The sequence below is a fragment of the Kineosporia sp. NBRC 101731 genome (genome assembly GCF_030269305.1).
Classification (GTDB): domain Bacteria; phylum Actinomycetota; class Actinomycetes; order Actinomycetales; family Kineosporiaceae; genus Kineosporia.
The window spans coordinates 111,171-132,972 of sequence record NZ_BSTC01000014.1; the positions used below are offsets into that span (position 1 = coordinate 111,171).

A 21,802-nucleotide genomic window follows, 5' to 3' on the forward strand; every position below is an offset into this window, starting at 1 on the left:
GTCAGCCCTTGGACGGGTCTTTGAGACCGATGATCGTGTAGTCGTAGTCACCGCTGGGGGTGATCACCCCGGCCACGTTCTCGCCGGGCAGGTAGATCCGGTTCTCCACGTTCAGCGGCACGATCGGGGCGAGCTTCATGATCTGCTCGTCCAGCGCTCCCCAGGCCTGGTTGGCCGCGTCGATGTCGGTCATCGCCTTGGCCTTGTCGATCGCCGTGTTGACCGCGTCGTCGTCCAGCTGGGCCAGGTTGTTGTTGCCCTTCTCGGTGATGTTGCGCCCGTCGAACAGCGGCGGGACGAAGGTCGAGGCGCTGGAGTTCCAGTCCGGGCACCAGCCGGTGATCGCGGCGTCGTGCTGCTGGCTCGGCGTACCGATCGTCTCGTAGTACGTGGAGGTGTCGATGACGTTGAGCTTCAGGTCGATGCCGACCTTCTTCAGCGACTGCTGGATCGCCTCGGCCTGACGCTGCACCGCGGGGATCGGCCGGATGTCGAGCGTCATCTCGAAACCGTCGGCGTAGCCGGCCTCGGTCAGCAGTTGCCGGGCCTTGTCCACGTCACCGGCGTTGTTCTGGCTCGGGTAGAGGTCGAAGTCGGTGTGACCGGAGACCGTGGAGGGAATGATCGTGCTGGCGACCGTGGCGAACTGGGTGCCGCCGGTGGCGTTGAGCACGGCACTCTTGTCCACCGCGTAGCTGATCGCCTGCCGCACCTTCACGTCGGTCAGCGGCTTCTTCGTGGTGTTCAGGCCCATGTACGTCAGGCAGGTCGAAGCCGCCTTGATCGTGCGGGCTTTCAGCTGGGGCGTCTGCAGGCGGGCGATGGTGGCCGTCTGCACGGTGCCGGCGATCGCGTTGGCATCGCTGCCTTGCCCGGCGATCAGGCGCTCGTCGATCGTGGCGCCCTCGAGGCCGATGTTGAACTTCCAGGCGTCCGGGTAGGCCTTGCGCACGTCGTCGGTCGAGGCGTCCCACTCCGGGTTGCGCTTGAGCTCGATCAGGCTGCCCGGGGTGTACTTCTCCAGGTCGTACGGGCCGGAGGCAACGATGTCGGAGATGAACTCGTCCCCCTCGCCCGTGCCCTCGGGGAACGGGGTGCCGCTGGGCATCGACAGGGCCGCGTCGAACTCCGGGTAGGCCTTCTTGAGGTGGAAGACGATGGTGGCGTCGTCGGGTGTCTCGATCGTGTCGAGCGAGCCGGACTGATAGGGACCCTGGTAGTCGTCGGGCGCGTCGATCAGCTGCTTGAGATAGGGCGAGCCGATGCCGATCTGCGGGTCCCAGCTCCGCTCGATGCCGAACTTCACGTCCTTGGAGGTAATCTCGGCACCGGTGTCGAACTTGACGCCCTTCTTCAGCGTGTAGGTCCAGCTCAGGCCGTCGTCCGAGACCTTGCCCAGCGACTGCGCCAGGTCGGGCACCATCGCGTTCGGGTCTTCGGCATTGTTCGCCGCCTTCGTCACCAGCGTGCGGTAGACCAGCCGGTAGAAGGCGTTCACCCCGCCGTCCCAGCCCCGGGTGGGGTCGAGGTAGGAGAAGTCGGCGGCCTGCAGCACCTGCATGGTGCCGCCCGTGGCCGGAGTGTCCGTGGAGCCGCTGCTGCCCGGGCCGGAAGCGCTGGACGAGCTGCCGGAGCAGGCCGACACAGCCAGGACCGAGGCCATCATCAGACTGCCCACGGTCACGCGGGGTGTACTTCTCTTCACAGGTTCTGCCTTCCGGAATCACGCGGATACCCGCCGGATGCACATCTGCTGCGCGTCGGGGCGGTCCACGCTCGTCGACATCAGCGAAAGCTTTGCTCACGGTGCGGTTCTGCACGCCGGGCACGGGGGAACAGCCGGCGGGACGGCTACTGGTTCGGCCCGGGTACCTGGTGGAACAGTAATATGTCACACCTCGCAGGTGAAGCCCCGGGGTGAACTAGTTACAAACGATTAATGTTTCTGGCGGCGAGGGCCGGCTCCACCGAAAGCCACGGATCACCAGTAATTCTCCGCAGGCCGGGAACAAAGCGCGAGGGCCGGTCACCTGGTGTGGTGACCGGCCCTTCGTGAGAGAAAGTAAAACCTTACTGGGTCTCGACGCGGCCACTCCACCAGCCGAGCACGTGCTCGATGTGGGAGTGCAGCAGTTGCTGCGCCCCCCGGCCGTCCCGGCGCTCGAGCAGGTCCATCAGCTGATGGTGCTCGGCCGCCGAGCGCGCCAGCTCGTCGCTGCCGATCAAGTTGGTCAGCCCGACCATCCGGGTCTGCTGGCGCAGGTCGCGCACCAGCTCGACCAGCCGCTCGTTCCCGGTGAGTCGCAGCAGGGTCAGATGAAAATCCACGTCGGCCGCCAGATACGTGGGGATGTCGGCCGATGCCGCCGCCTCCACGATCAGGTCGGCCTTGGCCCGCAGCTCCGTGGCCGTGTACGGCTGCAGGATGCGGGCGATGTCGCGCATCGCCGGCACCTCGAGCAGCTGGCGGATCCGGACGATCTCCCACAGGTCCTGCTCGCTGACGTCGGTGACCCGGAAACCCTTGTTCCGGACCGTCTCGACGAAACCCCGCTTCTGCAGGTTCAGCATCGCCTCGCGCACGGGCGTGGCGGACACCCCGAACCGGGCACCCAGCGTGGGCGCCGTCAGCAGGGTGCCGGGGGCCAGCTCACCGGACACGATGGCAGAGGCCAGGGCCTCCTCCACGGTGATCCGCAGGCTCGAGCCCGCGGCGACCGGACCGATGTGCGATGCCATTCGACCTCCCCCACTGACGACGGCGGAAAACACTTTTCCGGAGCCCGCCGACTTTACCGGAGTTCTGCCGGGAGCAGACCGGCGGGCAGACCCTGGAAGGACACCGGCCGCTGGAACCGCTCGACCGCCGCCAGACCGACCGAGGTCGTCAGCGGGTTGGTCGACGCCGGGTACGGCCCTCCGTGCTGCTGCGCCGCGGTCACGCTGACGCCGGTGGGCCACTGGTTGTAGAGCACCCGGCCGACCCGGGCGCTGAGCGCCGCGACCACCTCGGCGGCCACCTCGTCCCCCTGATCGGTGCCCTGGACCGTACCGGTCAGCTGCCCCGGCATCTGCTGCAGCACATCGACCAGCGCACCCGTGTCGCCGTATTCGACGACCAGACCGGCCGGGCCGAACATCTCGGTGTCCAGCGCCTGCGGGTCGAGCTGCTCCAGCGTGGTGGCGAAGATCCGGGCCGCGACACCCTGCTCGTTCGCCGGGCCGCCGGCCACCTCCCGCACGCCCGGGAGCTGCGCCACCAGCGCGGTGGACTTCTGGAAACCCTCTTCCAGCCGGTCGTTCAGCATCCGGCCGGGCTGCGGCAGCTCGACCGTGGCCAGGAACGCCTGCGCGTCGGGCACGAACACCACGCCCGGGTTGGTACAGAACTGCCCCGAGCCCAGCAGCAGCGAGTCCAGCCAGCCGCCGACGATCTCGCCCGGCCGCTGCGCCCATCCCTGCGGTGTCACCACCACCGGGTTCACACTGCCCAGTTCCCCGTAGAACGGGATCGGCTCGGCCCGCGCGACGGCGATGTCGTACAACGCCCGCCCACCACTGGTGGAGCCGGTGAACCCGACGGCCTTGATCCGGGAGTCGCGCAGCGCGGTCAGCGACGGCTCGACCCCCTCGATCAGGGCGAACAGCCCTTCCGGCAGCTGGGCCGCGACGAGTTCGGCCGTGCGCCGTGACAGTTCCGGGTGGCCCGGGTGGGCCTTCACCACCACCGGGCAGCCGGCGGCCAGCGCGGAGACGGTGTCACCACCGAACACGCTGAACGCGAACGGGAAGTTGCTCGCGGCGAACACCAGCACCGGGCCCAGTGGCACCACGGTGCGCCGCAGGTCCGGCCGGGGGCCGCTGCCCCAGCCGGCGTCGGGCCCGTCCACCTGGGTGGGCGTCAGGGTGCCGGCGCGCAACGCGTCCGCGAACTGGCGGGCCTGGAACGTCGTGCGCTTCAGCTCACCCGTCAACCGTGCCGCCGGCAGGTGGGACTCCGCCTGCGCCAGCGGGATCAGCTCGTCGGCGGCGCCGTCCAGCACGTCGGCGACCGCCTCCAGCCAGCCGGCCCGCTGCGTCGGCGAGGCGGCGGCCGGGCCGGTCAGGGGCACGGCCGCGGCGGCCGCGAGGATCTGGTCCAGGTCGTTGGTCGTCATCTCGTCGTTGCTCATCTCAGAACTCGAAACCTTCCGGGTACGGATCGCTCGGGTCCAGCATGTACTGCCCGATGCCGGTCACCCACGCCCGTCCGGTGATGGTCGGCAGAACCGCCGGGCGCCCGCCGACCGTGGTCTCGCCGATCAGACGTCCGACGAACCGGCTGCCGATGAACGACTCGTTGACGAAATCCTGGTGCAGCGGCAACTCACCGCGGGCGTGCAGCTCGGCCATCCGCGCGGACGTGCCGGTGCCGCAGGGTGAGCGGTCGAACCAGCCCGGGTGGATGGCCATCGCGTGCCGGGACAGCGTCGCGTCCGATCCGGGGGCGATGAATTCAACGTGATGGCAATGGTTCACGCCGTCGATCTCCGGATGCCGGGGCGGGGCCTGGAGGTTGATCTGGTTCATGATGGCCAGACCCGCACTGAGGATCTCCTGCTGCCGGGCGCGCTCGAACGGAAGCTTCACCGCGTCGAGATCGACCATGGCGTAGAAGTTCCCACCGAAGGCCAGGCTGTAGGGCACGGCGCCCAGGCCCGGCACCTCGATCTTCTCGTCGAGGCGCTCGCAGTACGAGGGCACGTTCTCCAGGGTCACCGAGTCGGCGTGGCCGTCGCTCACGGCCACCTTCGCGACAACGAGACCGGCCGGGGTGTCCAGCCGGATCGTCGTCACCGGCTCGACCACCTCGACCATGCCCGTCTCCACGAGAACGGTCGCCACCCCGATGGTTCCGTGCCCACACATCGGCAGGCAGCCGGAGACCTCGATGTACAGCACGCCGAAGTCGGCGTCGGGCCGGGTGGGCGGCTGCAGGATGGCGCCACTCATGGCGGCGTGCCCGCGGGGTTCGTTCACCAAGAGCTTGCGCAGGTGATCCATCTCAGCGATGAAGTGCAGCCGCCGCTCGTTCATGGTGGCACCCGGGATCACCCCGACGCCACCGGTCACGACCCGCGTCGGCATTCCCTCGGTATGCGAGTCGACCGCGGAGAAGAGCCTTTTCGACCTCATCAGACTCCTGCGCGCAGCGACTCGATGCCCGCGATCGCGCGCTCCATGTCGGCGCGCACCCGGGCGGTGTGCTCGGGCGTCAGCGGACCCCGCGGCGGACGGCACGGGCCGCCGTACCGGCCGACCATCTCCATGCTGAGCTTGATGGCCTGCACGAACTCGACGCGTGAGTCCCAGCGGAACACCGCCACCAGACGCTCGTACAGGGCGCGGGCCTGCTCGACCCGGCCGGCCCGCATGTGCTCGTAGATCTCCACCGACTCGGCCGGGAAGGCATTGGGGAAGCCCGCGAACCAGCCCACCGCGCCGTCGATCATCAGCTCGAACAGCACGTCGTCGGCCCCCGCGACCACGTCGATGTCGCACAGCTCGGAGATCTCGAACTTGCGGCGCACATCGCCGCTGAACTCCTTGATCGCCGAGATGTTCGGGATCTGGGCGATCTGCGCGACCAGCGAGGGCACCAGGTCGACCTTGGTGTCGATCGGGTTGTTGTAGATCATCACCGGCAGGCCGACCTCGGCGATCTTCGAGAAGTGCTCGATCACCTGCTCGTCGGAGGCCCGGTACATCGTGGGCGGCAGTGAGAGCACGCCGTCGGCGCCGTCTTCGGCGGCCAGACGGGTCCAGTGCTGGGCCTGGTGCCAGCCCGGGCCGTGCACGCCGGCCACGACCAGTCCCCGACCGTCGACGGCCTCGACCGCGACCTGGATCACCTTGCGGCGCTCGGCGTCGGTCAGCGAGGAGTACTCGCCCAGCGAGCCGTTCGGGCCCACGCCCCGGCAGCCGTTGCTGATCAGCCAGTCGCAGTGCTCGGCGAACTTGTCGTAGTCGACCTCGAGACCGGCCGGTGCGTCAGGGTTCTCCTTGTAGGGCAGCGCGGTGGCGACGATGACGCCCTGGAAGTTGACGGGCTGGCCCGGTTGATGCGTGCTCACGGAAGAGGGTCCTCTCGTTCTGGGGTGATGGTCGCGGCAAGTTCCCCGAGCCGGACCGGTGTCGCAATGGGTCGATAGGAGGTACGGCCGGCCGGCAAGAGGCTTTCGCTGAGGAGGTCTTCCACGTTACGGCCGCAGGTGCGGCCCTGGCACACGCCGAGCCCGGCGCGGGTGGTCAGTTTCAGGGAACGCAGCCCGCGGGACTGCGTCTTGGCGGCGATGTCGCGCAGTTCGCCGACGGTGACGTCTTCGCACCGGCAGAGCATCGTCTGCGGGTCGGGCCAGGTCTGCCATCCGGGCCGGATGCCGTGCGCGGATTCCAGCCGGATGGCGAAGTTCTGTAGGTTTTTTCGCTGGCCGATCAATGATGGACGAGGCACGCCCCCGGCCGCCGTGGTCCCGGCCACCTCTCCCTCGGCGAGGGCCAGATCGGCCCCGCCGATCCCGGTGAGTTCACCGGCACTGTAGACGTTCGGCACGGACGTCTGCTGACCGGCCGCCGTGATGACGAAACCCTGCTCGTCGAGCTGGCATCCGGCCGCGACGGCGAGTTCGGTACGGGGGACGAATCCGTGGCTCACACACACCGCGTCGACCTCCACGACCCGCTCGGAACCCTCGACGCGGGTCCAGTCGGGGTGAAGGTCGGCCAGGGTGACCGAGTGCACCCGGTCGGTGCCGTGGGCGGCCACGACGGTCCGGCCGGTCCAATAGGGGACGCGATGGCGCACCAGATCTTTCAGGTAACCGCCCAGCTCGCCCGCCTTGGACGAGGTGCTCGCCAGTTCCCAGGGCCGGGTCAGCCAGCCGCGGGCCAGACGCCTGCGGCCGGAGGCCTCGGCGACCCCGACGACCGTGGCCCCGGTCCGGATCAGGCTGCTGACCACGGGAAGCAGGAAGGGCCCGGCCCCCGCGACGAGCACCCGCTGCCCGACCGCGACCCGTTCCCCCTTCGCCAGGGCCTGGGCGGCGCCGGCAGTGAAGACGCCCGGCAGGTCCCAGCCGGGGAACGGCAACGTGCGTTCCTGACCGCCGGTGGCCAGAATCAGCCGGTCGGGGGTGTAGCTGCGGGGTTCGCGGTCCGTGCCGTCCGGGGCACCGACCATGACGTGCACGACCGGCGGGGCGTCGTCGTGCCGGTCGATGGCCCAGACGCTCCCCCCGAGCACCACGTCACAGCGCGGATGACCAGTGATCTCCTCGTGCAACCGCTGAAAGGTGCTCCAGCCGTGATGCAACCGGTGCTCGTGTGCGCCCCGGCGCTCGTCCGCCAGATGCCGCCAGTACTGCCCCCCGAGGTCGTACCCAGCCTCCAGCAAGGTCACGCGCGCGCCGTGCCGTAAGGCAGCAGCCGCAGCAGCCATCCCCGCCGGCCCCCCACCAACAACAAGAACACCCCCAGCAGCCTCAAACACGCGCACCCCCGAGATCATGCCAACCTTCCCGGTGCCCCCGACCCCCGCCAACCCCGTCCGTGATCATGCAAAGTGTCCCCGAAACCCCACCGCGCACGTCCACCATCCGGTTCGCACTCATGCCGAGGCCTCCCGGACCGGCGGCTCGGTGCTCACCACGTCGCCCTCGGTGGCGCGGCGCTGGCAGGCCCGCACGTCCGGGATGTCGTTGATCGTCACCAGGCAGTCGAAGCACACGCCGATTCCACAGAAAACCCCACGCGGGCGACCGGTTCGGCTGGTTCTCCAGGACACGCGCCCGGCGCCCAACAGCAGGCCGGCGACGGTCTGGCCCACCTGACCGGTGACCTCGGCGCCGTCGACGGTGATCGTCAGCGGGCCGGAGTCGCGGGGGGCCACCGGGTCCTGGGTGGCGGGAAGACGCTGCGGGCCCATCAGACGACCTCTTCCAGATAGGGCGCGAGGGTATCGCGGTCAACGCGAAAGGGATTCTCCCCGTTGCTGGTTCCATCCATCAGGGCCGTGAGGATCTCGGCCGTGGCCAGGCTCAGCCCGATGCCCGCGCCCTCGTGACCGGTCGCGTGCCAGAGACCCGCCAGACGCGGGTCCGGGCCGATCACCGGGAGATGATCGGGCACGAACGGCCGGAAACCACCATAGGCCCGCATCACCGGGACATCCTTCAGGAAAGGGAACAGCAAGAGGGCTTTCGCGGCCATCGCGGCAACCACACGAGCCTCGATCCGGTCGTCGAAGCCCTTGCGCTCGCGGGACGATCCAATCAGAACAGTACCCGCGGCGGTGGACTCGACGACGCTGGACACCTGCAGGTCAGCCGCGCCGGACCCGACCGCCCCGACATAGTCGGCATCGTAGACCTTGCGGCGAATACGTTGCGGCATGCGGGTTGTCACCAGTACGGTGCCGCGGCGCGGGCGCACGGGCAACGGTGCGCCGAGCCCGGCGGACAAACCGCCCGACCACGGCCCGGCCGCGAGCACCACGGCGTCGCCGTACACCGGCCCACCGGAGGTCTGCACACCTACCAGCCGGCCGGCGCTCATGATCGGCCCGGTCACCTCGACCCCCTGACGCACCTGGGCGCCGTGCAGACGCGCCGACGCCAGCAGCGACTCGGTCGCCACCACGGGCTGCACCTGGGCATCGCCGGGGTAGAAGACCGCCGCCGTGTAGTCACGGGTGAGGTCGGGTTCGAGCTCACGTACCTGCTGCTCGTCGACCTCCTGCGCCACGACTCCCGCCGGGCGCTGCCGGGTCGCGAACTCTCGCAGTGCCATGGCACCCGAGGCTGTGGTGGCCACCACCAGACCACCCTTGTGATCGAGTTCCAGGGAGGGGAACCCGGCGGGCAGTTCGTCGCGCAGCTGCCCGTCGAGCTCCCGCCAGAGCTCCAGCGACCGCTGCATGAGCTCCAGCTCGGCGCCGGGACCCTTGTCGGACACGAGGAGATTGCCTTCCCCACTCGCCGACGTACCACCCGCGGTGGGCCCCCGGTCGAGCACGATCACCTCGTGCCCGCCGCGCCCGAGGGAACGGGCGATCGCGGCACCGACGATGCCGGCCCCGATCACGACGACACGCCCTCGCTCAGCCACGGCAGTAATATTGCACAGCGTTCTCGGGGACGGAAGAGCTGCGGCCGTGTCGGATGCGCCTGAATAGGCACGTCAGGCAACCGTTAACACGGCCGTAGCAAATATTGCGGCACTTGGCAGCCCCTCGCGACGGCAGGGGCGATGCAGCCGAATGGGGCCAGTGACATTGCACCGTTGGCGGTGGGTGGGCGACCCGGAGGCCGTCCACACGCGCGGAAGCACAAGCGGTGCTGGACCGAGGACCGGGCGGTCTGCTCCATGATCAACGGGGAGGTTTTGCATGATCACGAAGAGAATGAGGGACGCTCGCGGCCGGGGAACTGCGGGCGGTGGCATGATCGGCGGCCATGGACGGGCTGGGACAGGAACTGAGTGGCGGGCTCCGGGGTGAGGACGCGTATCGGGCGGACTTCCAGGAGCCGTCCGGCTATCTGAACTTCGCGGCCTACGGCCCTCCGTCCGGCCGGGTGGTCGAGGCCATCGCCGCCACCGCCCGGGCCGCCGCGCTCGGGGAGCCGGCCGCACATCTGCATGCCGAGGACGAGCGGGCGCTGGCCGCGGTCTCCCGGCTGACCGGCTTCGCCCGCGAGGGCTGTCTGCTCACCACCAGTACCTCGGCCGGGCTCCAGCAGGTCGCCTTCGGCCTCGGCGGCGAGGTGCTCCTGAGCCGCGACGAGTTCCCGTCCAATCTCTACCCGTGGTGGCGGGCGCAGGAGGCCGGGCTGATGCGGGTCCGGACTGTGAAACGGGAGGTGGACGGCGTCCCCCGGTGGATGACGCCCGCAACGATCGCCGCGGCTCTCACCCCGGCCACCACCGCCGTCGCGATCAGCGCCGTGGACTTCCGCACCGGCTACCGGGCCGACCTGGCGGGGATCCGCGAGGTGATCGACGACCGGCTGCTGATCGTCGACGGCATCCAGGGGTTCGGGGCGGCCGAGCAGGACTGGACCGCCGCGGACGCGCTCGTGGTCGGTGGGCAGAAATGGTTACGGGCGGGCTGGGGCACCGGTTTCCTGACCCTGTCGCCGCGGGCCCTGGACCGGATCCGTCCCACGCTCGGCAGCTGGACCGGGGTCGAGGAGCCCACGCACTACGACGGCGAACCGCATGCGGAGCGGGAAGGGGCGCAGCAGCTGTCCGTCACCAACCTCTCGCCGTTCACGTCGGCAGCACTGGGGACGGCGCTGGAACTGCTCGAGTCCGTGGATGTCGCCGGGCTGATCGAGCCGAAGGTGGGTGCCCTGCTCGACCGGCTCGACGCCGCCGGGATCCAGATCCTCTCACCGCGTGAACCGGCCCGGAGGGCCGGCATTGTCGTGGTCAGGACGGGCGAGCCAGCGGCGGCGGTCCGGGACCGGCTGGCCGCGCGGGGCATCACGGTGACCGCCCACGAACCCGACCGGATCCGGATCAGCATTCACGCGACCACCGACGTGACCGGAGACGGGATCGCGGGGCTCACCGACGTCCTCAAGCAGGTGTAAGGCTTTTCAGGTGCGCAGGCCGTGAATCATCACCGAGTACAAGAGGTAGAAGGCCGCTACAGCCAGCCAGACGCCCGCGATCATCCAGCTGTGAAGGGCCTTTCGGTTCGGCTGCCGATGAACGCGCAGGGTGGCCCAGGTGCCGGCCCCGACGAGCAACACACCGACGATGCCCCCGCCGACCACCGCGCCGAGCCAGGCAACCGCCAGAGCGATGCGCGCGACCCGGGACAGTGGCCAGAGCACCACCTGGTCGCGCTCGTCCAGCGTCACGGTCAGACTCCAGTGAAACGGGCTGTACCCGAATCCCGGATGATGGGACTTGCTCTGCCCATCCACGAGAACCCAGCTCCCCCAACGATCCTTGGGCAACGGCTCACCGTCGCGCAGGAACTTCGGATGTTTGGAGTAGATCCCCTCCACCTCCAGGTCGACACCGGCCAGCGAGACGGGGTAGCGCTCCATGACCGTCATCCTGATCGAACCGGGCATACCTCGCACGTTCAGTGATCCACGAAGAGCCAGATATAGAGCCCGGACGACACTGCGAACACCAGCAAGGCCGCGAGACCATGCCGCCAGTAGTGCCCGCGGCGCATCGAGCTCCACAGGAGCACGACGAGGAGAAGGTACGTGGGCGCGAGCAGCAGGAGGCTCCACAGGCCCGCCCGGAAGGCCAATAAATTGCCGGGCAACCAGAACAGGTACACGCAGATCAGCCACAGGGGCGAGCGCGGCCGGAAGTAGACGATGTCCTCACGCCGGTCGTCCACATGCATCATCGGCGTCGAACGCCAGATGCTGGTTCCCATCTGCAGCCGGTGCGCCTGACCGTCGGCACCGGTGAAACGCCAGGTGCCGTGCGGATCCCGCGGTATCTCCTGCCCGTCCCGCAGGATCCGCGCCGCCTGCGTCGCGGGCCGTTCCACCTCCAGCTCCACGCCGGCCACCGTCACGGTGTAGTGCTCCATGCCCGCCATGATGCTCGAAGGGGACATTTCCCGCTTGTGCATCCGTCCTGAGTAGCGTGGTCGCCTCTCCTGAAGGGAAAGACGATGACGAATGAATGGACGATCACCATGGACGCCCGGCACGCGCCCACCCTGGCCGCGTTCTGGCAGATCGCCCTGGGCTACGTGCCCTCCCCGCCCCCGGCGGGCTTTGGTTCGTGGGAGGAATGGTACGAGCGATTCAACCTCACGGACGACGAGAAGGCCGGTGTGGCGGCCATTGTCGATCCGGAGGGCCGCCGGCCCCGGATCTCCTTCCTCGCGGTGCCGGAGACGAAGACCGTCAAGAACCGCATCCACCTGGACGTGCAGATCGGCGGCGGCCGGGCGGTCGAGCACGCGGTGCGCTGGCCCCGGGTCGAGGCGATGGTGCAGCGCCTGACCGAGGCGGGGGCCCGCACCCAGCAGATCGTCGAAGGACCCCACGGCCTGCCGGATCACGTGGTCATGCTGGACCCCGAGGGTAACGAGTTCTGCGTGCTCTGAACCCCGCTCGGCAGGTACAGGATCACCGACGTCCCGCGCCCCACCTCCGAGCTGACCTCCACCCGCCCGCCGTGCGCCTTCACGATGGCCTGCACGATGGCCAGACCCAGCCCCGAGCCGCCGTAGTCGCGGCTGCGGCTGGCCTCGGCCCGCCAGAAACGGTCGAACGGACAGGGCCGGTCAGCAGCAGGTCGGCAGCCGGCCGGGCAGAGGTTCGGACCGGTCCAGACGCGGCCCCACCCTTGACAGTCCCCCACCGCCCGACATGACGGAACCTTGACGACTCGTGTTCCTCGTCCTCAAGCACCCGCGCAGACTACCCACGGGCCCGCCGTCGCCCCTGGGCCCCGGCAAGTTCCCCGGCGGCCTCCGGCCAGACCGGGTGCCGGAACTCGAAACCGGCCTCCAGCAGCCGGCCCGGCACCACCCGGCGGCTCTTCAGCAGCAGTTCGGTGTCGGTGCGCAGCACCAGCGCCCCGAGCTCGGCCATCCCCCGGGTGGCCGGCAGACCGAGGCGCACGCCCCAGGCCTTCCGCAGCGAGTGCATCAGGTCGCGTTGCGACACCGGGCCGGGCGACGCCAGGTTGACCGGACCAGTGATGTCGTCCCGTTCCAGCAGAAGCTCTACGGCCCGGACGAAATCGTCACCGTGGATCCAGGAGACGTACTGCTGCCCACCGGCGACCGGGCCGCCCAGCCGCATCCGCGTCATCCACGAGAGGTAGTCGAAGACCCCACCCCGGTCGGGGGTCATGACCATCGCGGTGCGCAGGGCCACCCGGCGGGTTCGCGGCGTGTCCGCGGCGGCCTGTTCCTGTTCCCAGCGCCGGGCGATCCGCACGCTGTACTCCCAGTACAAGGGGACGTCGGGCTCGCTCCCGCCGATGGTCCCGGTGGTCTCGTCCTGGGGAAGACCGTCGTGACGGCTGCGCGCGTCCGCGTAGATCGTGGCCGTGCTCATCTGGAGCCAGACCCGCGGCGGCACGGCTGCCTTCGCGATCGCCTCACCGACCACGCGGGTCGAGTCGACGCGTGAGTGCATCATCTGGCGCAGGTTCTCGTCGGTGTAGCGGCAGCTGACCGTGCGCCCGGCCAGATTGATCACGGCGTCGGCACCGTCCACCTCGTCGGCCCACGCACCGAGCGTGCGACCGTCCCACACCTGGTGGCGAACTCCGTGCTCGAGCTGCTCCGGTCGCCGGCTCAGCACCGTGACCTCGTCACCCCGGGCCATCAGAGCCCTGCGCAGCAGCCCGCCGACCTGGCCGGTACCGCCGGGAATCACGATCTTCACCTCAGGCTCCCCACTGTTGAGCAGTCGCTCAACAGTGAAGGTAGCAAAAGTTGAGCGATCGCTCAAGAATCTCCGGATCTGCCAGACTGGCGCGCTCATGATCCTCGCCTCCGCCCCCACCGCCATCACCTGGCTCGTCCTCGTTCTCGCCGCCCTGTGCGCCGGTTTCGCCAAGACGGCGGTCGGCGGCATCGGACTGATCAGCGTCGTCCTGGCCGCCACGGTGATGCCCGCGGCCGAGTCCACCGCCGCCGTGCTCCTGTTGCTGATCATCGCCGACGCCTGCGCGGTGGCCCGCTATCACCGGCACGCCGACTGGAAGCTGATCCGCCAGGTCGTACCGGCGGTGCTGCCCGGGCTACTGATCGGCAGCGTCCTGCTCGCCGTGCTGCCCGACACGGTGCTGCGCCGCAGCATCGGCGGCGTGCTGCTGTTCATGGTGGCGCTACAACTGCTGCCGCTGCCCCACACGCCGAGCGCGAACCGCGCCACCGCGACCGTGGCCGGACTGGGCGCCGGGGCGTGCACGATGATGGCCAACGCGGCCGGGCCGGTGATGACGCTTTACCTGCTCGCCCGGGGTCTGGACAAACGCCGGTTCCTCGGGACCTCAGCCTGGTTCTTCGCCGGCGTGAATCTCTGCAAGGTGCCGTTCGCCGCCGGGTTGGGCCTTTTCGACGCGCAGATGCTCCTGCGCACCCTGATCCTCGCCCCCGCGGTGCTCCTGGGCGCACTGCTCGGCGTCACCGTGGTGAACCGGCTCCGGCAGCAACTGTTCGACCGGGCCGTGCTGGCCGCGAGCGCCGTGAGCGCGCTGGCCCTCATCCTGCTCTGACCTGATAGTGACAAGATGTCCGGTATGAGCGCTACGGAGCCCCGGCACCTCAGCGACGACCCGACCGCGACCCGACCGCCCCGCGTGGTGGCACCCACCCCGAAACAGGTGGTGTTCCATCTGTTCGTCGGCCTGCTGGTCATCCTGCAGCTGAGCCTCGACCGCCCCATCTGGGCCCAGGCCCTCTGGGTCCTCGCCCTGCTCTGTATCGCCTACTGCCTCTACACCGACGTCCGCGACTACCGCGCGACCCGGAAGGCCGGCTAGCCCCCTCAGCGCACGACGACCGTGGGCACGCCCTCCTGGTCGAGGTTCCAGATCACCGCGTGGACGGCGTACGACTCGGGGCCCGCCTCGACGTCTTCGCCGACCCGCGGAACCGCCGGCCAGTCGACCAGGAGCTGACCGCGCGCGTCCGATCCCTCGGGCCTGTCCATCGCGTTACTGAAGTCCAGCCGGATCTGCATCCCGGCAGCCTACTGAGCCCACCGCCCGGGGGACAGCGGTTGAGACATTTCTGTCTCATGTGAGACAGTCGAGTCTCAAGCCGAGCAGAGGACTGATCCACGTGAACTCCCGGGACGCGATCCTGGCCGCCTCCCAGCGGCGCCTCAACGTCGACCCGCGGGCCTCGATGGCCGAGCTCGCCACCTCGGCGGGCGTGGGCCGCGCCACCCTGCACCGGCACTTCTCCACCCGTGAAGAACTGCTGCACGTGCTCGGTATCCGCTCGCTCGACCGGTGGGAGCAGAGCATCGAGCAGGCTGACGCGCCGGGCGCCATCGCCTCGGGCGAGGCGGCCCGGATCGAGGCCTGCATCCGCGACCTCTTCCACCGGTACATCACCGACTACGAGGAGTTCGGGCTCGCCCTCACCGATCCCTACCTCTGCACCGCCCCCGAACTCGTCGAGCGCACCGAGATCCTGGCCGAGCGCGAGACCGAACTGCTCGCCGCCGGGCAGAAGGCCGGTGTCCTGCGCGCCGACCTGCCGGCCCGGTGGCTGTCGACCACACTGTACGGACTGCTCGTGGCCGCCCGCGAGGCATCTGCCACCGGCCGGGTCGCCCGCGCGGAGCTCGACGAGTACGTCATCTCCACCTTCTTCGACGGCACGAGAGCGAAATGACCACCGAGACCACCGCACCCATCACCGCCACGGCACCGAGCCCCCGACGCTGGGCCGGCCTCGCCGTGCTCGCCGCCAGCCTGCTGGTGGTGGTGATGGACATGACGGTGCTGAACGTCGCCCTGCCCGATCTCATCGCCGACCTGAAACCCGGCGCCGTGTCGCAGTTGTGGATCGTCGACGCCTATCCCGTGGTGCTGGCCGGCCTGCTCGTGCCGGTCTCCTCCCTGGCCGACCGGTGGGGCCGGCGGCGCATGCTGCTCTCGGGTTTCACCGTGTTCGGGGTCGCGTCGTCGCTGGTGCTGCTGGCCGACTCCCCGGCTCAGGTCATCGCCCTGCGCGCCGCGCTCGGGGTGGGCGGCGCCATGATCATGCCGACCACCCTCTCGCTGATCCGCACGCTGTTCCCCGATCCGGTCGAACGGGCCACCGCGCTGGGCATCTGGGCCGCCACGGCCTCGCTCGGCAGTGCCCTCGGCCCGATCCTGGGCGGCGCGCTGCTGGAGATGTTCAGCTGGCACTCGGCCTTCCTGGTGAACGTGCCGCTGATGGTGGTGGCCGTGATCGCGGGCCTCGTCCTGCTGCCGGAGAGCCGCTCGGCCCGGCCCGGCCGGCTCGACGCCCTCGGCGTGGCCCTGTCGGTCGGTGGAATGGTCGCCATCGTCTACGCCATCAAGCAACTCGGCAAGGACGGGGTCGAGGTGCTGACCCTGGGCATCCTCGCGGCCGGCCTGGCCGCCCTGGCCGCCTTCGCCTACCGCTGCCTCACCCAGCCCGAGCCCATGCTCGCCGTCGACCTGTTCCAGAACCGGGTGTTCCGCTCGGGCGTGATCACGGCGGTCGCGCACAGCGGCGTCACCATGGCCCTGCTGCTGGTCGGCTCGCAATGGCTGCAGCTCGTGCAGGGCTGGTCGCCGCTCAAGGCCGGTGCGGCGCTGCTGCCGATGGCCCTGGGCGGGATGATCGGCTCACCCTTCGCCCCGGCCGTGGCGGCCCGGATCGGCGTGCGCACCGTCCTGGTCACCGGGCTGCTGACCACCGCGACCGGGCTCGCCGTCATCGCCGTACTGCCCCATCCGATGCCCTACCCGGGTATCGCCTTCGCCCTGCTGTGCAACGGCCTCGGCGGTGCCGCCCTGGGCGTCGGGTCGGCCCTGATGATGGGCAGCGCCCCGGCCCACCAGGCCGGCTCGGCCGCCGCCATCGAGGAGATGTCGTTCGAGGTCGGCGCGGTGCTCGGGGTCTCGGTGCTGGGCAGTCTGGCCGGGATCGTCTACCGCGGCGGCCTGCCCGACGGGGTGGACGACGCGGTCTCCGAATCGGTGGCCGGCGCCCTGGGCACCGCCACCGAGAAGGCGGCCACCGCGTCCTTCGTCGACGCCTTCGCCATGGTCGGACTGGCCGGTGCGGTGGCCGTCGTGCTCACCGCCGCCGTGGTCTGGTGGTGGGTACCGGGTGACCTCGACCTGGCCGACGCCCACCATTAGTGGCGATCCAGGCGCCGTACTGCTACACCAACGTCCGGAGCAATGACTACGGACAAGGGCAGCTATGGATCAGGCGTGGCAGTACGAGGAAGATTTCTGGCAGGCCGGCATCGAGGGGCGGGCGGCCGAACACTACGCACGGGTCCTGGCGACGGACGCGTTCGTCGTGGTTCCCGATCGCGTGCTGACCCGTGACGACCTGATCCACCAGTGGCAGAGCCGGGCCGCCTGGGCCGAATACACGCTGAGCGAGCGCCGTGACGTCCTGATCAACGGAGAGACCGCCGTGCTGTCCTACCGGGTCAGTGCCCGCCAGGTCGACGGCCATCTCTACAACGCCCGGGTCTCCAGCGTGTACACCTGGATCACCGGCTGGGCGCTGGCCTTCCGCCAGCACACCCCCGACACCGGCAGCGACCCGCGGCTGGCCCCTCCTGTGGACCAGCCCTAGATCAGCGCTAGATCAGCGCTAGATCTGGGCCGTGCTCAGGCTCTGGAAGTACTCACGGGCCTGCTCGGCCATGTCCATCGAATCCCGGTCGAGCAGCCACTGCACCTGAAGACCGTCCATCATCGCGATGATGCGCTGCGACTCCCGGCCCGGGTCCACGCCCTCGCGTAGTTCCTGGCGTGCCGCCATCTCCTCCAGACCCTGCCGCACCCGCTCCCGGGTGGCCGCATACCGCCGCAGGAAGTACTCGTGCGCCGGGTGCTCGGGGTTGGTCGCCTCGGCCGAGAGGATGCAGTAGAGCTCGGTCAGGCCGGGCGTGCCCTGGTTGCGGCGCACCACCTCGACCATCCCCCGCAGGAAGTCCGCGCCCGAGCCACCGAGCAGGGCCGGGCTGGTCTGCTCGTCGCGCAGCTCCAGCACGCCCGCCAGCAGATCGCTCTTGGTGGGGAAATGGTGCAGCAGTGTGGTGTGGGCGATGCCGATGCGCTGGGCGATGTCACGCATCGAGCCACTGCGGTAACCGACCTGCGAGAACACCTCGAACGCGGACTCGAGGATCGCGCGCTGCCGCTGGGCGGTACCCGCGTACGGTCCCCGCCGGCGGGCCGTTGGGCTGGACATTCCGCGAGATTAGCCGCTGACGGGTGACATGCGGAACCATCCTCGACCACATGGTCGAATTTCAGTTATGGTCAGGTCACCACCCTCGACGAGGAGACCACTCATGACTCACCCGCTGATCGCGCAACTGACGCTCGAGGAGAAGGCCTCGCTGGTGTCGGGGGCCTCGTTCTGGACAACCCGTGACATCGAACGGGTCGGCATCCAGGGCGCCACCCTGACCGACGGCCCCCACGGCGTGCGCATGCAGACCGGCAACGCCGACCACCTCGGCCTCAACGCTGCCCACCCCGCCACCGCGTTCCCGACCGCCGCGTCCCTGGGCTCGTCCTGGGACCCCGCGCTGGTGGAGGAGATCGGCCGGGCACTGGGCGAGGAGTCGCGGTCCCTGGACGTCGACGTGCTGCTCGGCCCGGGCGTCAACATCAAGCGTTCCCCGTTGTGCGGCCGCAACTTCGAGTACTTCTCCGAAGACCCTCTGGTGGCCGGCGCCCTCGGCTCCGCCTGGGTGAAGGGCGTGCAGTCCCGCGGGGTGGGCGCCTCGCTCAAGCACTACGCGGCGAACAACCAGGAGACCGACCGGATGCGCGTCAGCGCCCAGGTCGACGAGCGCTCGCTGCGCGAGATCTACTTCCCGGCCTTCGAGAAGACCGTCACCTCCTCGCAGCCGGCCACCGTGATGTGCTCGTACAACCGGGTGAACGGCGTGTTTGCCTCGCAGAACCACTGGCTGCTCACCGACGTCCTGCGCGGTGACTGGGGCTTCGAGGGCTACGTGGTGTCCGACTGGGGTGCGGTCGTCGACCCGGTGGCCGCGCTCGCGGCCGGTCTCGACCTGGAGATGCCCTCCTCGGGCGAGCGGGGTCCTTCGGCCATCGTGGACGCGGTTCACGACGGATCTCTCGAGGAGTCGCTGCTCGACCTGGCGGTCTCGCGGGTGCTGACGACGCACGACCGGCTGCGGGCGACCCGCACCCCGGCCTCGTCGGTGGAGAACACCACGGAGCAGCACCACCAGCTGGCCCGCCGCGCGGCGGCCGCCGGCTCGGTGCTGCTGACGAACGAGGGCGGCCTGCTGCCTCTCTCGGCCTCCGAGGGTGGTCGCATCGCCGTGATCGGTGAGTTCGCCCGCACCCCGCGCTACCAGGGCGCCGGCAGCTCGCACATCAACCCCACCCGCCTGGACAGCGCGCTCGACGCGATCCGCGCGGCCACGAGCCGCGCCGTCGCCTACGAGCCCGGATTCACGCTCGACGGCGAGTTCTCGCCGGAGCTGCAGGAAGCCGCGGTCGGGGCGGCCCGGGCGGCGGACGTGGTGGTCGTCTTCCTGGGGCTGCCCGACGCGCAGGAGTCGGAGGGCTTCGACCGCACGCACATCAACCTGCCGCCGGTCCAGACCGGGCTGCTGGAGGCCCTTTCCGCGGTCAGCCAGAAGATCGTCGTGGTGCTGAGCAACGGCTCCGTGGTCGCGCTCGACGGGGTGAGGGAGCACGCCCGGGCGGTGCTGGAGATGTGGCTCGGCGGCCAGGCGAGCGGCACCGCGGCGGCCGACATCCTCTTCGGCACGGCCGAGCCACAGGGCCGGCTGGCCGAGACCGTCCCGGTGCGGCTGCAGGACACCCCGGCCTACCTGAACTGGCCGGGCAGCGACCGCGAGGTCGTCTACGGCGAGCGCGTCTACGTGGGCTACCGCTGGTATGACACGATCGACCGCGACGTCGCCTTCCCCTTCGGCCATGGCCTGGGCTACACCACCTTCTCGTTCACCGACGCGTCCGTGACCGTCCCCGACCCCACCGTGGCCGCCGCCACGGTCGAGGTGACCGTGACCAACACCGGCGACCGGGCCGGCGCCGAGGTGGTGCAGGTCTACGTCGCCGACCCGGTGGCTGGCGTCGACCGTCCGGCCCACGAGCTGCGGGCCTTCGCCAAGGTGCACCTGGCCGCGGGCGAGTCGCGGCAGGTCACGCTGGACCTGGACGAGCGGGCCTTCGCCTACTGGTCGAAGACCGGCTGGCTGGTCGAGCCGGGCGAGTTCGTCGTCGAGATCGGCGCCTCGTCCCGCGACATCCGCCACCGTGCGTGGATCACCCTCGACATCGACCTGCCCACCCCCGAGCTCGACACCGATTCGACCTTCGAGGAGTTCGAGGCCCACCCCCAGGGCTCGAAGGTGCTCGAGGAGTTCCTGGCGGGCCAGGGCGAGGGCGCCGCCATGTTCCGCGACCCGGAGAGCCGCAAGCTCCTGGCCAGTATTCCGATGACGGCCATGCTCTCGTTCACCGGTGAGCCCGACGTCCAGGGCACCCTGAACAGCCTGCTGGAGAAGACCCGCGCCTGATCCGGGGATCGGGGAAGGTTCGTGCGGCCGTACCGCACGAACCTTCCCCGATCCGCTTGTTTGCGACCGAGGAACGCACTTCCTCGCTGAGACGTTTCACCAGGTCGGGCCAGTACCTCGACGAGCTCTCGCGAGCGGGTTCTCGTCCACCATTTCGCGTCGCCCCGCGAACCTCTCGGCGCCCACCCGGGTGACCGCCCACCGACGGCCACAATCTCCGGCCGACGTGTACTGGATGCCTCCGCCTCGCCCGTGCTACGTTCACTTGAAACGTTTCAGCGACGAACGGACAACGCCGTCATGACTCGACTCATCGATGTCGCCCCTCAGCTGGCGCAGCAGGCGATCGAGCTTCCCTCCTGGGCCTTCGGTAACTCGGGTACGCGCTTCAAGGTCTTCGGCTCGCCCGGCACCGCGCGCGATCCCTTCGAGAAGATCGCCGATGCCGCGCAGGTGCATCGCTACACCGGGCTGGCCCCCTCCGTCGCCCTCCACATCCCCTGGGACCGGGTCGAGTCGTTCGACGCCCTGCGCAAACACGCCGAAGACCTCGGTGTGCAGCTGGGCACGATCAACTCCAACACCTTCCAGGACGACGACTACAAGCTCGGCGCCCTCACCCACACCGACGCCGCGATCCGCCGCAAGGCGATCGATCACCACCTCGAGTGCATCGACGTGATGGATGAGACCGGCAGCCGGGACCTGAAGATCTGGCTGGCCGAGGGCACCAACTACCCGGGCCAGGGCGACCTGCGCGGGCGCCAGGACCGGCTCGCCGAGTCACTGGCCACGATCTACCAGCGCATCGGTGAGAACCAGCGCCTGGTGCTCGAATACAAGTTCTTCGAGCCGGCGTTCTACCACACCGACGTGCCGGACTGGGGCACCTCCTACGCCCAGGTCAGCGCCCTGGGTGAGCGCGCCGTGGTCTGCCTCGACACCGGCCACCACGCGCCGGGCACGAACATCGAGTTCATCGTCATGCAGCTGCTGCGGCTGGGGAAGCTCGGCTCGTTCGACTTCAACTCACGCTTCTACGCCGACGACGACCTGATCGTGGGCGCGGCCGACCCGTTCCAGCTGTTCCGCATCATCTTCGAGGTGGTGCGTGGCGGCGGCTACGCCAACCCGGACGTGGCGTTCATGCTCGACCAGTGCCACAACATCGAGCAGAAGATCCCCGGTCAGATGCGCTCCGTGCTCAACGTGCAGGAGATGACGGCCCGGGCCCTGCTGGTGGACACCGAGGCACTGAAGGTCGCGCAGGAGGCCGGTGACGTGCTCGGCGCCAACGCGATCTTCATGGACGCCTTCTACACCGATGTGCGCCCCGGTCTGGCCGCCTGGCGCGAGGAGCGGGGTCTGCCCGCCGACCCGATGAAGGCCTACGCCGCATCGGGCTACCAGCAGCAGATCGAGACCGACCGGGTGGGCGGCTCGCAGGCGAGCTGGGGCGCCTGAGTCTCCCCGCACGTCCCTCATTTTCATTCGACCACGCAGAAGACAAGACGAGG

23 protein-coding genes are annotated in these 21,802 nt (G+C 69.6%); 9 read left to right on the plus strand and 14 right to left on the minus strand.

The features are described from left to right. Position 1 precedes the first annotated feature (1 nt). The 8 genes from QSK05_RS29515 to QSK05_RS29550 form a co-directional block, all read right to left on the minus strand. The gene (locus tag QSK05_RS29515; RefSeq protein ID WP_285600647.1) at positions 2 to 1,684 is read right to left on the minus strand and encodes an ABC transporter substrate-binding protein; all 1,683 of its coding nucleotides are present in this window, start codon (positions 1,682 to 1,684) and stop codon (positions 2 to 4) included. A gap of 386 nt (positions 1,685 to 2,070) precedes the next feature. Further along, positions 2,071 to 2,739: a GntR family transcriptional regulator gene (locus QSK05_RS29520; RefSeq protein ID WP_285600648.1), complete on the minus strand. Its 669-nt coding sequence runs from the start codon at positions 2,737 to 2,739 to the stop codon at positions 2,071 to 2,073. A gap of 53 nt (positions 2,740 to 2,792) precedes the next feature. After that, positions 2,793 to 4,172: an aldehyde dehydrogenase (NADP(+)) gene (locus QSK05_RS29525; RefSeq protein ID WP_285600649.1), complete on the minus strand. Its 1,380-nt coding sequence runs from the start codon at positions 4,170 to 4,172 to the stop codon at positions 2,793 to 2,795. Between the two features lies 1 nt (position 4,173). Then, on the minus strand, positions 4,174 to 5,175 hold the full coding sequence (locus tag QSK05_RS29530) for a proline racemase family protein (protein WP_285600650.1): 1,002 nt from the start codon (positions 5,173 to 5,175) through the stop codon (positions 4,174 to 4,176). Continuing rightward, positions 5,175 to 6,113 carry a dihydrodipicolinate synthase family protein gene (locus QSK05_RS29535; RefSeq protein ID WP_285600651.1) on the minus strand — a complete coding sequence of 313 codons (939 nt, stop codon included), beginning with the start codon at positions 6,111 to 6,113 and terminating at the stop codon, positions 5,175 to 5,177. The genes QSK05_RS29530 and QSK05_RS29535 overlap by 1 nt, the downstream gene beginning before the upstream one ends. Continuing rightward, complete coding sequence (locus tag QSK05_RS29540; RefSeq protein ID WP_285600652.1) at positions 6,110 to 7,546, minus strand: FAD/NAD(P)-dependent oxidoreductase; 1,437 nt, start codon at positions 7,544 to 7,546, stop codon at positions 6,110 to 6,112. The genes QSK05_RS29535 and QSK05_RS29540 overlap by 4 nt, the downstream gene beginning before the upstream one ends. A 99-nt stretch (positions 7,547 to 7,645) precedes the next feature. After that, positions 7,646 to 7,963: a (2Fe-2S)-binding protein gene (locus tag QSK05_RS29545; RefSeq protein WP_285600653.1), complete on the minus strand. Its 318-nt coding sequence runs from the start codon at positions 7,961 to 7,963 to the stop codon at positions 7,646 to 7,648. Next, positions 7,963 to 9,144, minus strand: a complete 1,182-nt coding sequence (locus QSK05_RS29550) for an NAD(P)/FAD-dependent oxidoreductase (protein WP_285600654.1) — start codon at positions 9,142 to 9,144, stop codon at positions 7,963 to 7,965. Before QSK05_RS29550 ends, QSK05_RS29545 begins: the two co-directional genes overlap by 1 nt. A 347-nt stretch (positions 9,145 to 9,491) precedes the next feature. Here QSK05_RS29550 and QSK05_RS29555 point away from each other — a divergent pair, with 347 nt between their 5' ends. Further along, positions 9,492 to 10,631: an aminotransferase class V-fold PLP-dependent enzyme gene (locus QSK05_RS29555; RefSeq protein WP_285600655.1), complete on the plus strand. Its 1,140-nt coding sequence runs from the start codon at positions 9,492 to 9,494 to the stop codon at positions 10,629 to 10,631. Between the two features lie 6 nt (positions 10,632 to 10,637). On the opposite strand, the gene QSK05_RS29560 is transcribed toward QSK05_RS29555, so the two are convergent. Then, positions 10,638 to 11,096 (minus strand): hypothetical protein, encoded by a 459-nt coding sequence (locus QSK05_RS29560; RefSeq protein WP_285600656.1) that lies wholly within the window; start codon positions 11,094 to 11,096, stop codon positions 10,638 to 10,640. Positions 11,097 to 11,134: 38 nt separating this feature from the next. Beyond that, positions 11,135 to 11,602 carry a hypothetical protein gene (locus tag QSK05_RS29565; RefSeq protein ID WP_285600657.1) on the minus strand — a complete coding sequence of 156 codons (468 nt, stop codon included), beginning with the start codon at positions 11,600 to 11,602 and terminating at the stop codon, positions 11,135 to 11,137. An 84-nt stretch (positions 11,603 to 11,686) separates the two neighbouring features. On the opposite strand from QSK05_RS29565, the gene QSK05_RS29570 reads away from it, so the two are divergent. Beyond that, positions 11,687 to 12,127 (plus strand): VOC family protein, encoded by a 441-nt coding sequence (locus tag QSK05_RS29570; protein WP_285600658.1) that lies wholly within the window; start codon positions 11,687 to 11,689, stop codon positions 12,125 to 12,127. Here the strand turns inward: QSK05_RS29570 and QSK05_RS36520 are convergent. Together QSK05_RS36520 and QSK05_RS29575 are read right to left on the minus strand one after the other, a co-directional pair. Next, the gene (locus QSK05_RS36520; RefSeq protein WP_352303056.1) at positions 12,079 to 12,384 is read right to left on the minus strand and encodes an ATP-binding protein; all 306 of its coding nucleotides are present in this window, start codon (positions 12,382 to 12,384) and stop codon (positions 12,079 to 12,081) included. The genes QSK05_RS29570 and QSK05_RS36520 overlap by 49 nt on opposite strands. A gap of 59 nt (positions 12,385 to 12,443) precedes the next feature. Beyond that, complete coding sequence (locus QSK05_RS29575) at positions 12,444 to 13,421, minus strand: epimerase (RefSeq protein WP_285600659.1); 978 nt, start codon at positions 13,419 to 13,421, stop codon at positions 12,444 to 12,446. 97 nt (positions 13,422 to 13,518) lie between these two features. Between QSK05_RS29575 and QSK05_RS29580 the strand changes: the two genes are divergently transcribed. Both QSK05_RS29580 and QSK05_RS29585 read left to right on the plus strand, forming a co-directional pair. Further along, positions 13,519 to 14,256, plus strand: a complete 738-nt coding sequence (locus QSK05_RS29580; protein WP_285600660.1) for a sulfite exporter TauE/SafE family protein — start codon at positions 13,519 to 13,521, stop codon at positions 14,254 to 14,256. A 24-nt stretch (positions 14,257 to 14,280) separates the two neighbouring features. Further along, positions 14,281 to 14,523 (plus strand): hypothetical protein, encoded by a 243-nt coding sequence (locus QSK05_RS29585; protein WP_285600661.1) that lies wholly within the window; start codon positions 14,281 to 14,283, stop codon positions 14,521 to 14,523. A gap of 5 nt (positions 14,524 to 14,528) precedes the next feature. Here the strand turns inward: QSK05_RS29585 and QSK05_RS29590 are convergent, their stop codons facing one another. Further along, complete coding sequence (locus QSK05_RS29590; RefSeq protein WP_285600662.1) at positions 14,529 to 14,723, minus strand: hypothetical protein; 195 nt, start codon at positions 14,721 to 14,723, stop codon at positions 14,529 to 14,531. Positions 14,724 to 14,824: 101 nt separating this feature from the next. Here QSK05_RS29590 and QSK05_RS29595 point away from each other — a divergent pair, with 101 nt between their 5' ends. The 3 genes from QSK05_RS29595 to QSK05_RS29605 all read left to right on the plus strand — a co-directional run bounded on the left by QSK05_RS29595 (position 14,825) and on the right by QSK05_RS29605 (position 17,323). Then, the gene (locus QSK05_RS29595) at positions 14,825 to 15,385 is read left to right on the plus strand and encodes a TetR/AcrR family transcriptional regulator (protein ID WP_285600663.1); all 561 of its coding nucleotides are present in this window, start codon (positions 14,825 to 14,827) and stop codon (positions 15,383 to 15,385) included. Then, the gene (locus tag QSK05_RS29600; RefSeq protein WP_285600664.1) at positions 15,382 to 16,872 is read left to right on the plus strand and encodes an MFS transporter; all 1,491 of its coding nucleotides are present in this window, start codon (positions 15,382 to 15,384) and stop codon (positions 16,870 to 16,872) included. Before QSK05_RS29595 ends, QSK05_RS29600 begins: the two co-directional genes overlap by 4 nt. 64 nt (positions 16,873 to 16,936) lie before the next feature. Next, positions 16,937 to 17,323: a DUF4440 domain-containing protein gene (locus tag QSK05_RS29605; protein ID WP_285600665.1), complete on the plus strand. Its 387-nt coding sequence runs from the start codon at positions 16,937 to 16,939 to the stop codon at positions 17,321 to 17,323. Between the two features lie 18 nt (positions 17,324 to 17,341). Here the strand turns inward: QSK05_RS29605 and QSK05_RS29610 are convergent, their stop codons facing one another. Further along, positions 17,342 to 17,944 carry a TetR/AcrR family transcriptional regulator gene (locus QSK05_RS29610; RefSeq protein WP_285600666.1) on the minus strand — a complete coding sequence of 201 codons (603 nt, stop codon included), beginning with the start codon at positions 17,942 to 17,944 and terminating at the stop codon, positions 17,342 to 17,344. A 103-nt stretch (positions 17,945 to 18,047) separates the two neighbouring features. Between QSK05_RS29610 and QSK05_RS29615 the strand changes: the two genes are divergently transcribed. Both QSK05_RS29615 and rhaI read left to right on the plus strand, forming a co-directional pair. Next, complete coding sequence (locus QSK05_RS29615) at positions 18,048 to 20,285, plus strand: glycoside hydrolase family 3 C-terminal domain-containing protein (protein ID WP_285600667.1); 2,238 nt, start codon at positions 18,048 to 18,050, stop codon at positions 20,283 to 20,285. 300 nt (positions 20,286 to 20,585) lie between these two features. Continuing rightward, a complete protein-coding gene (gene rhaI / locus QSK05_RS29620) occupies positions 20,586 to 21,749 on the plus strand; it encodes an L-rhamnose isomerase (RefSeq protein ID WP_285600668.1) in 1,164 nt (387 codons plus the stop codon). Positions 21,750 to 21,802 lie beyond the last annotated feature (53 nt).

Bases quoted from the DNA above. Each gene is read 5' to 3' on its own strand.
- QSK05_RS29600 (WP_285600664.1), top strand. From the start codon at position 15,382: ATGACCACCGAGACCACCGCACCCATCACCGCCACGGCACCGAGCCCC.
- QSK05_RS29525 (WP_285600649.1), bottom strand. From the start codon at position 4,172: ATGAGCAACGACGAGATGACGACCAACGACCTGGACCAGATCCTCGCG.
- QSK05_RS29590 (WP_285600662.1), bottom strand. From the start codon at position 14,723: ATGCAGATCCGGCTGGACTTCAGTAACGCGATGGACAGGCCCGAGGGA.
- QSK05_RS29580 (WP_285600660.1), top strand. From the start codon at position 13,519: ATGATCCTCGCCTCCGCCCCCACCGCCATCACCTGGCTCGTCCTCGTT.
- QSK05_RS29560 (WP_285600656.1), bottom strand. From the start codon at position 11,096: ATGGAGCGCTACCCCGTCTCGCTGGCCGGTGTCGACCTGGAGGTGGAG.
- QSK05_RS29570 (WP_285600658.1), top strand. From the start codon at position 11,687: ATGACGAATGAATGGACGATCACCATGGACGCCCGGCACGCGCCCACC.
- rhaI (WP_285600668.1), top strand. From the start codon at position 20,586: ATGACTCGACTCATCGATGTCGCCCCTCAGCTGGCGCAGCAGGCGATC.
- QSK05_RS29615 (WP_285600667.1), top strand. From the start codon at position 18,048: ATGACTCACCCGCTGATCGCGCAACTGACGCTCGAGGAGAAGGCCTCG.
- QSK05_RS29545 (WP_285600653.1), bottom strand. From the start codon at position 7,963: ATGGGCCCGCAGCGTCTTCCCGCCACCCAGGACCCGGTGGCCCCCCGC.
- QSK05_RS29585 (WP_285600661.1), top strand. From the start codon at position 14,281: ATGAGCGCTACGGAGCCCCGGCACCTCAGCGACGACCCGACCGCGACC.
- QSK05_RS29520 (WP_285600648.1), bottom strand. From the start codon at position 2,739: ATGGCATCGCACATCGGTCCGGTCGCCGCGGGCTCGAGCCTGCGGATC.
- QSK05_RS29565 (WP_285600657.1), bottom strand. From the start codon at position 11,602: ATGGAGCACTACACCGTGACGGTGGCCGGCGTGGAGCTGGAGGTGGAA.
- QSK05_RS29540 (WP_285600652.1), bottom strand. From the start codon at position 7,546: ATGATCTCGGGGGTGCGCGTGTTTGAGGCTGCTGGGGGTGTTCTTGTT.
- QSK05_RS29605 (WP_285600665.1), top strand. From the start codon at position 16,937: ATGGATCAGGCGTGGCAGTACGAGGAAGATTTCTGGCAGGCCGGCATC.
- QSK05_RS29530 (WP_285600650.1), bottom strand. From the start codon at position 5,175: ATGAGGTCGAAAAGGCTCTTCTCCGCGGTCGACTCGCATACCGAGGGA.
- QSK05_RS29555 (WP_285600655.1), top strand. From the start codon at position 9,492: ATGGACGGGCTGGGACAGGAACTGAGTGGCGGGCTCCGGGGTGAGGAC.
- QSK05_RS29610 (WP_285600666.1), bottom strand. From the start codon at position 17,944: ATGTCCAGCCCAACGGCCCGCCGGCGGGGACCGTACGCGGGTACCGCC.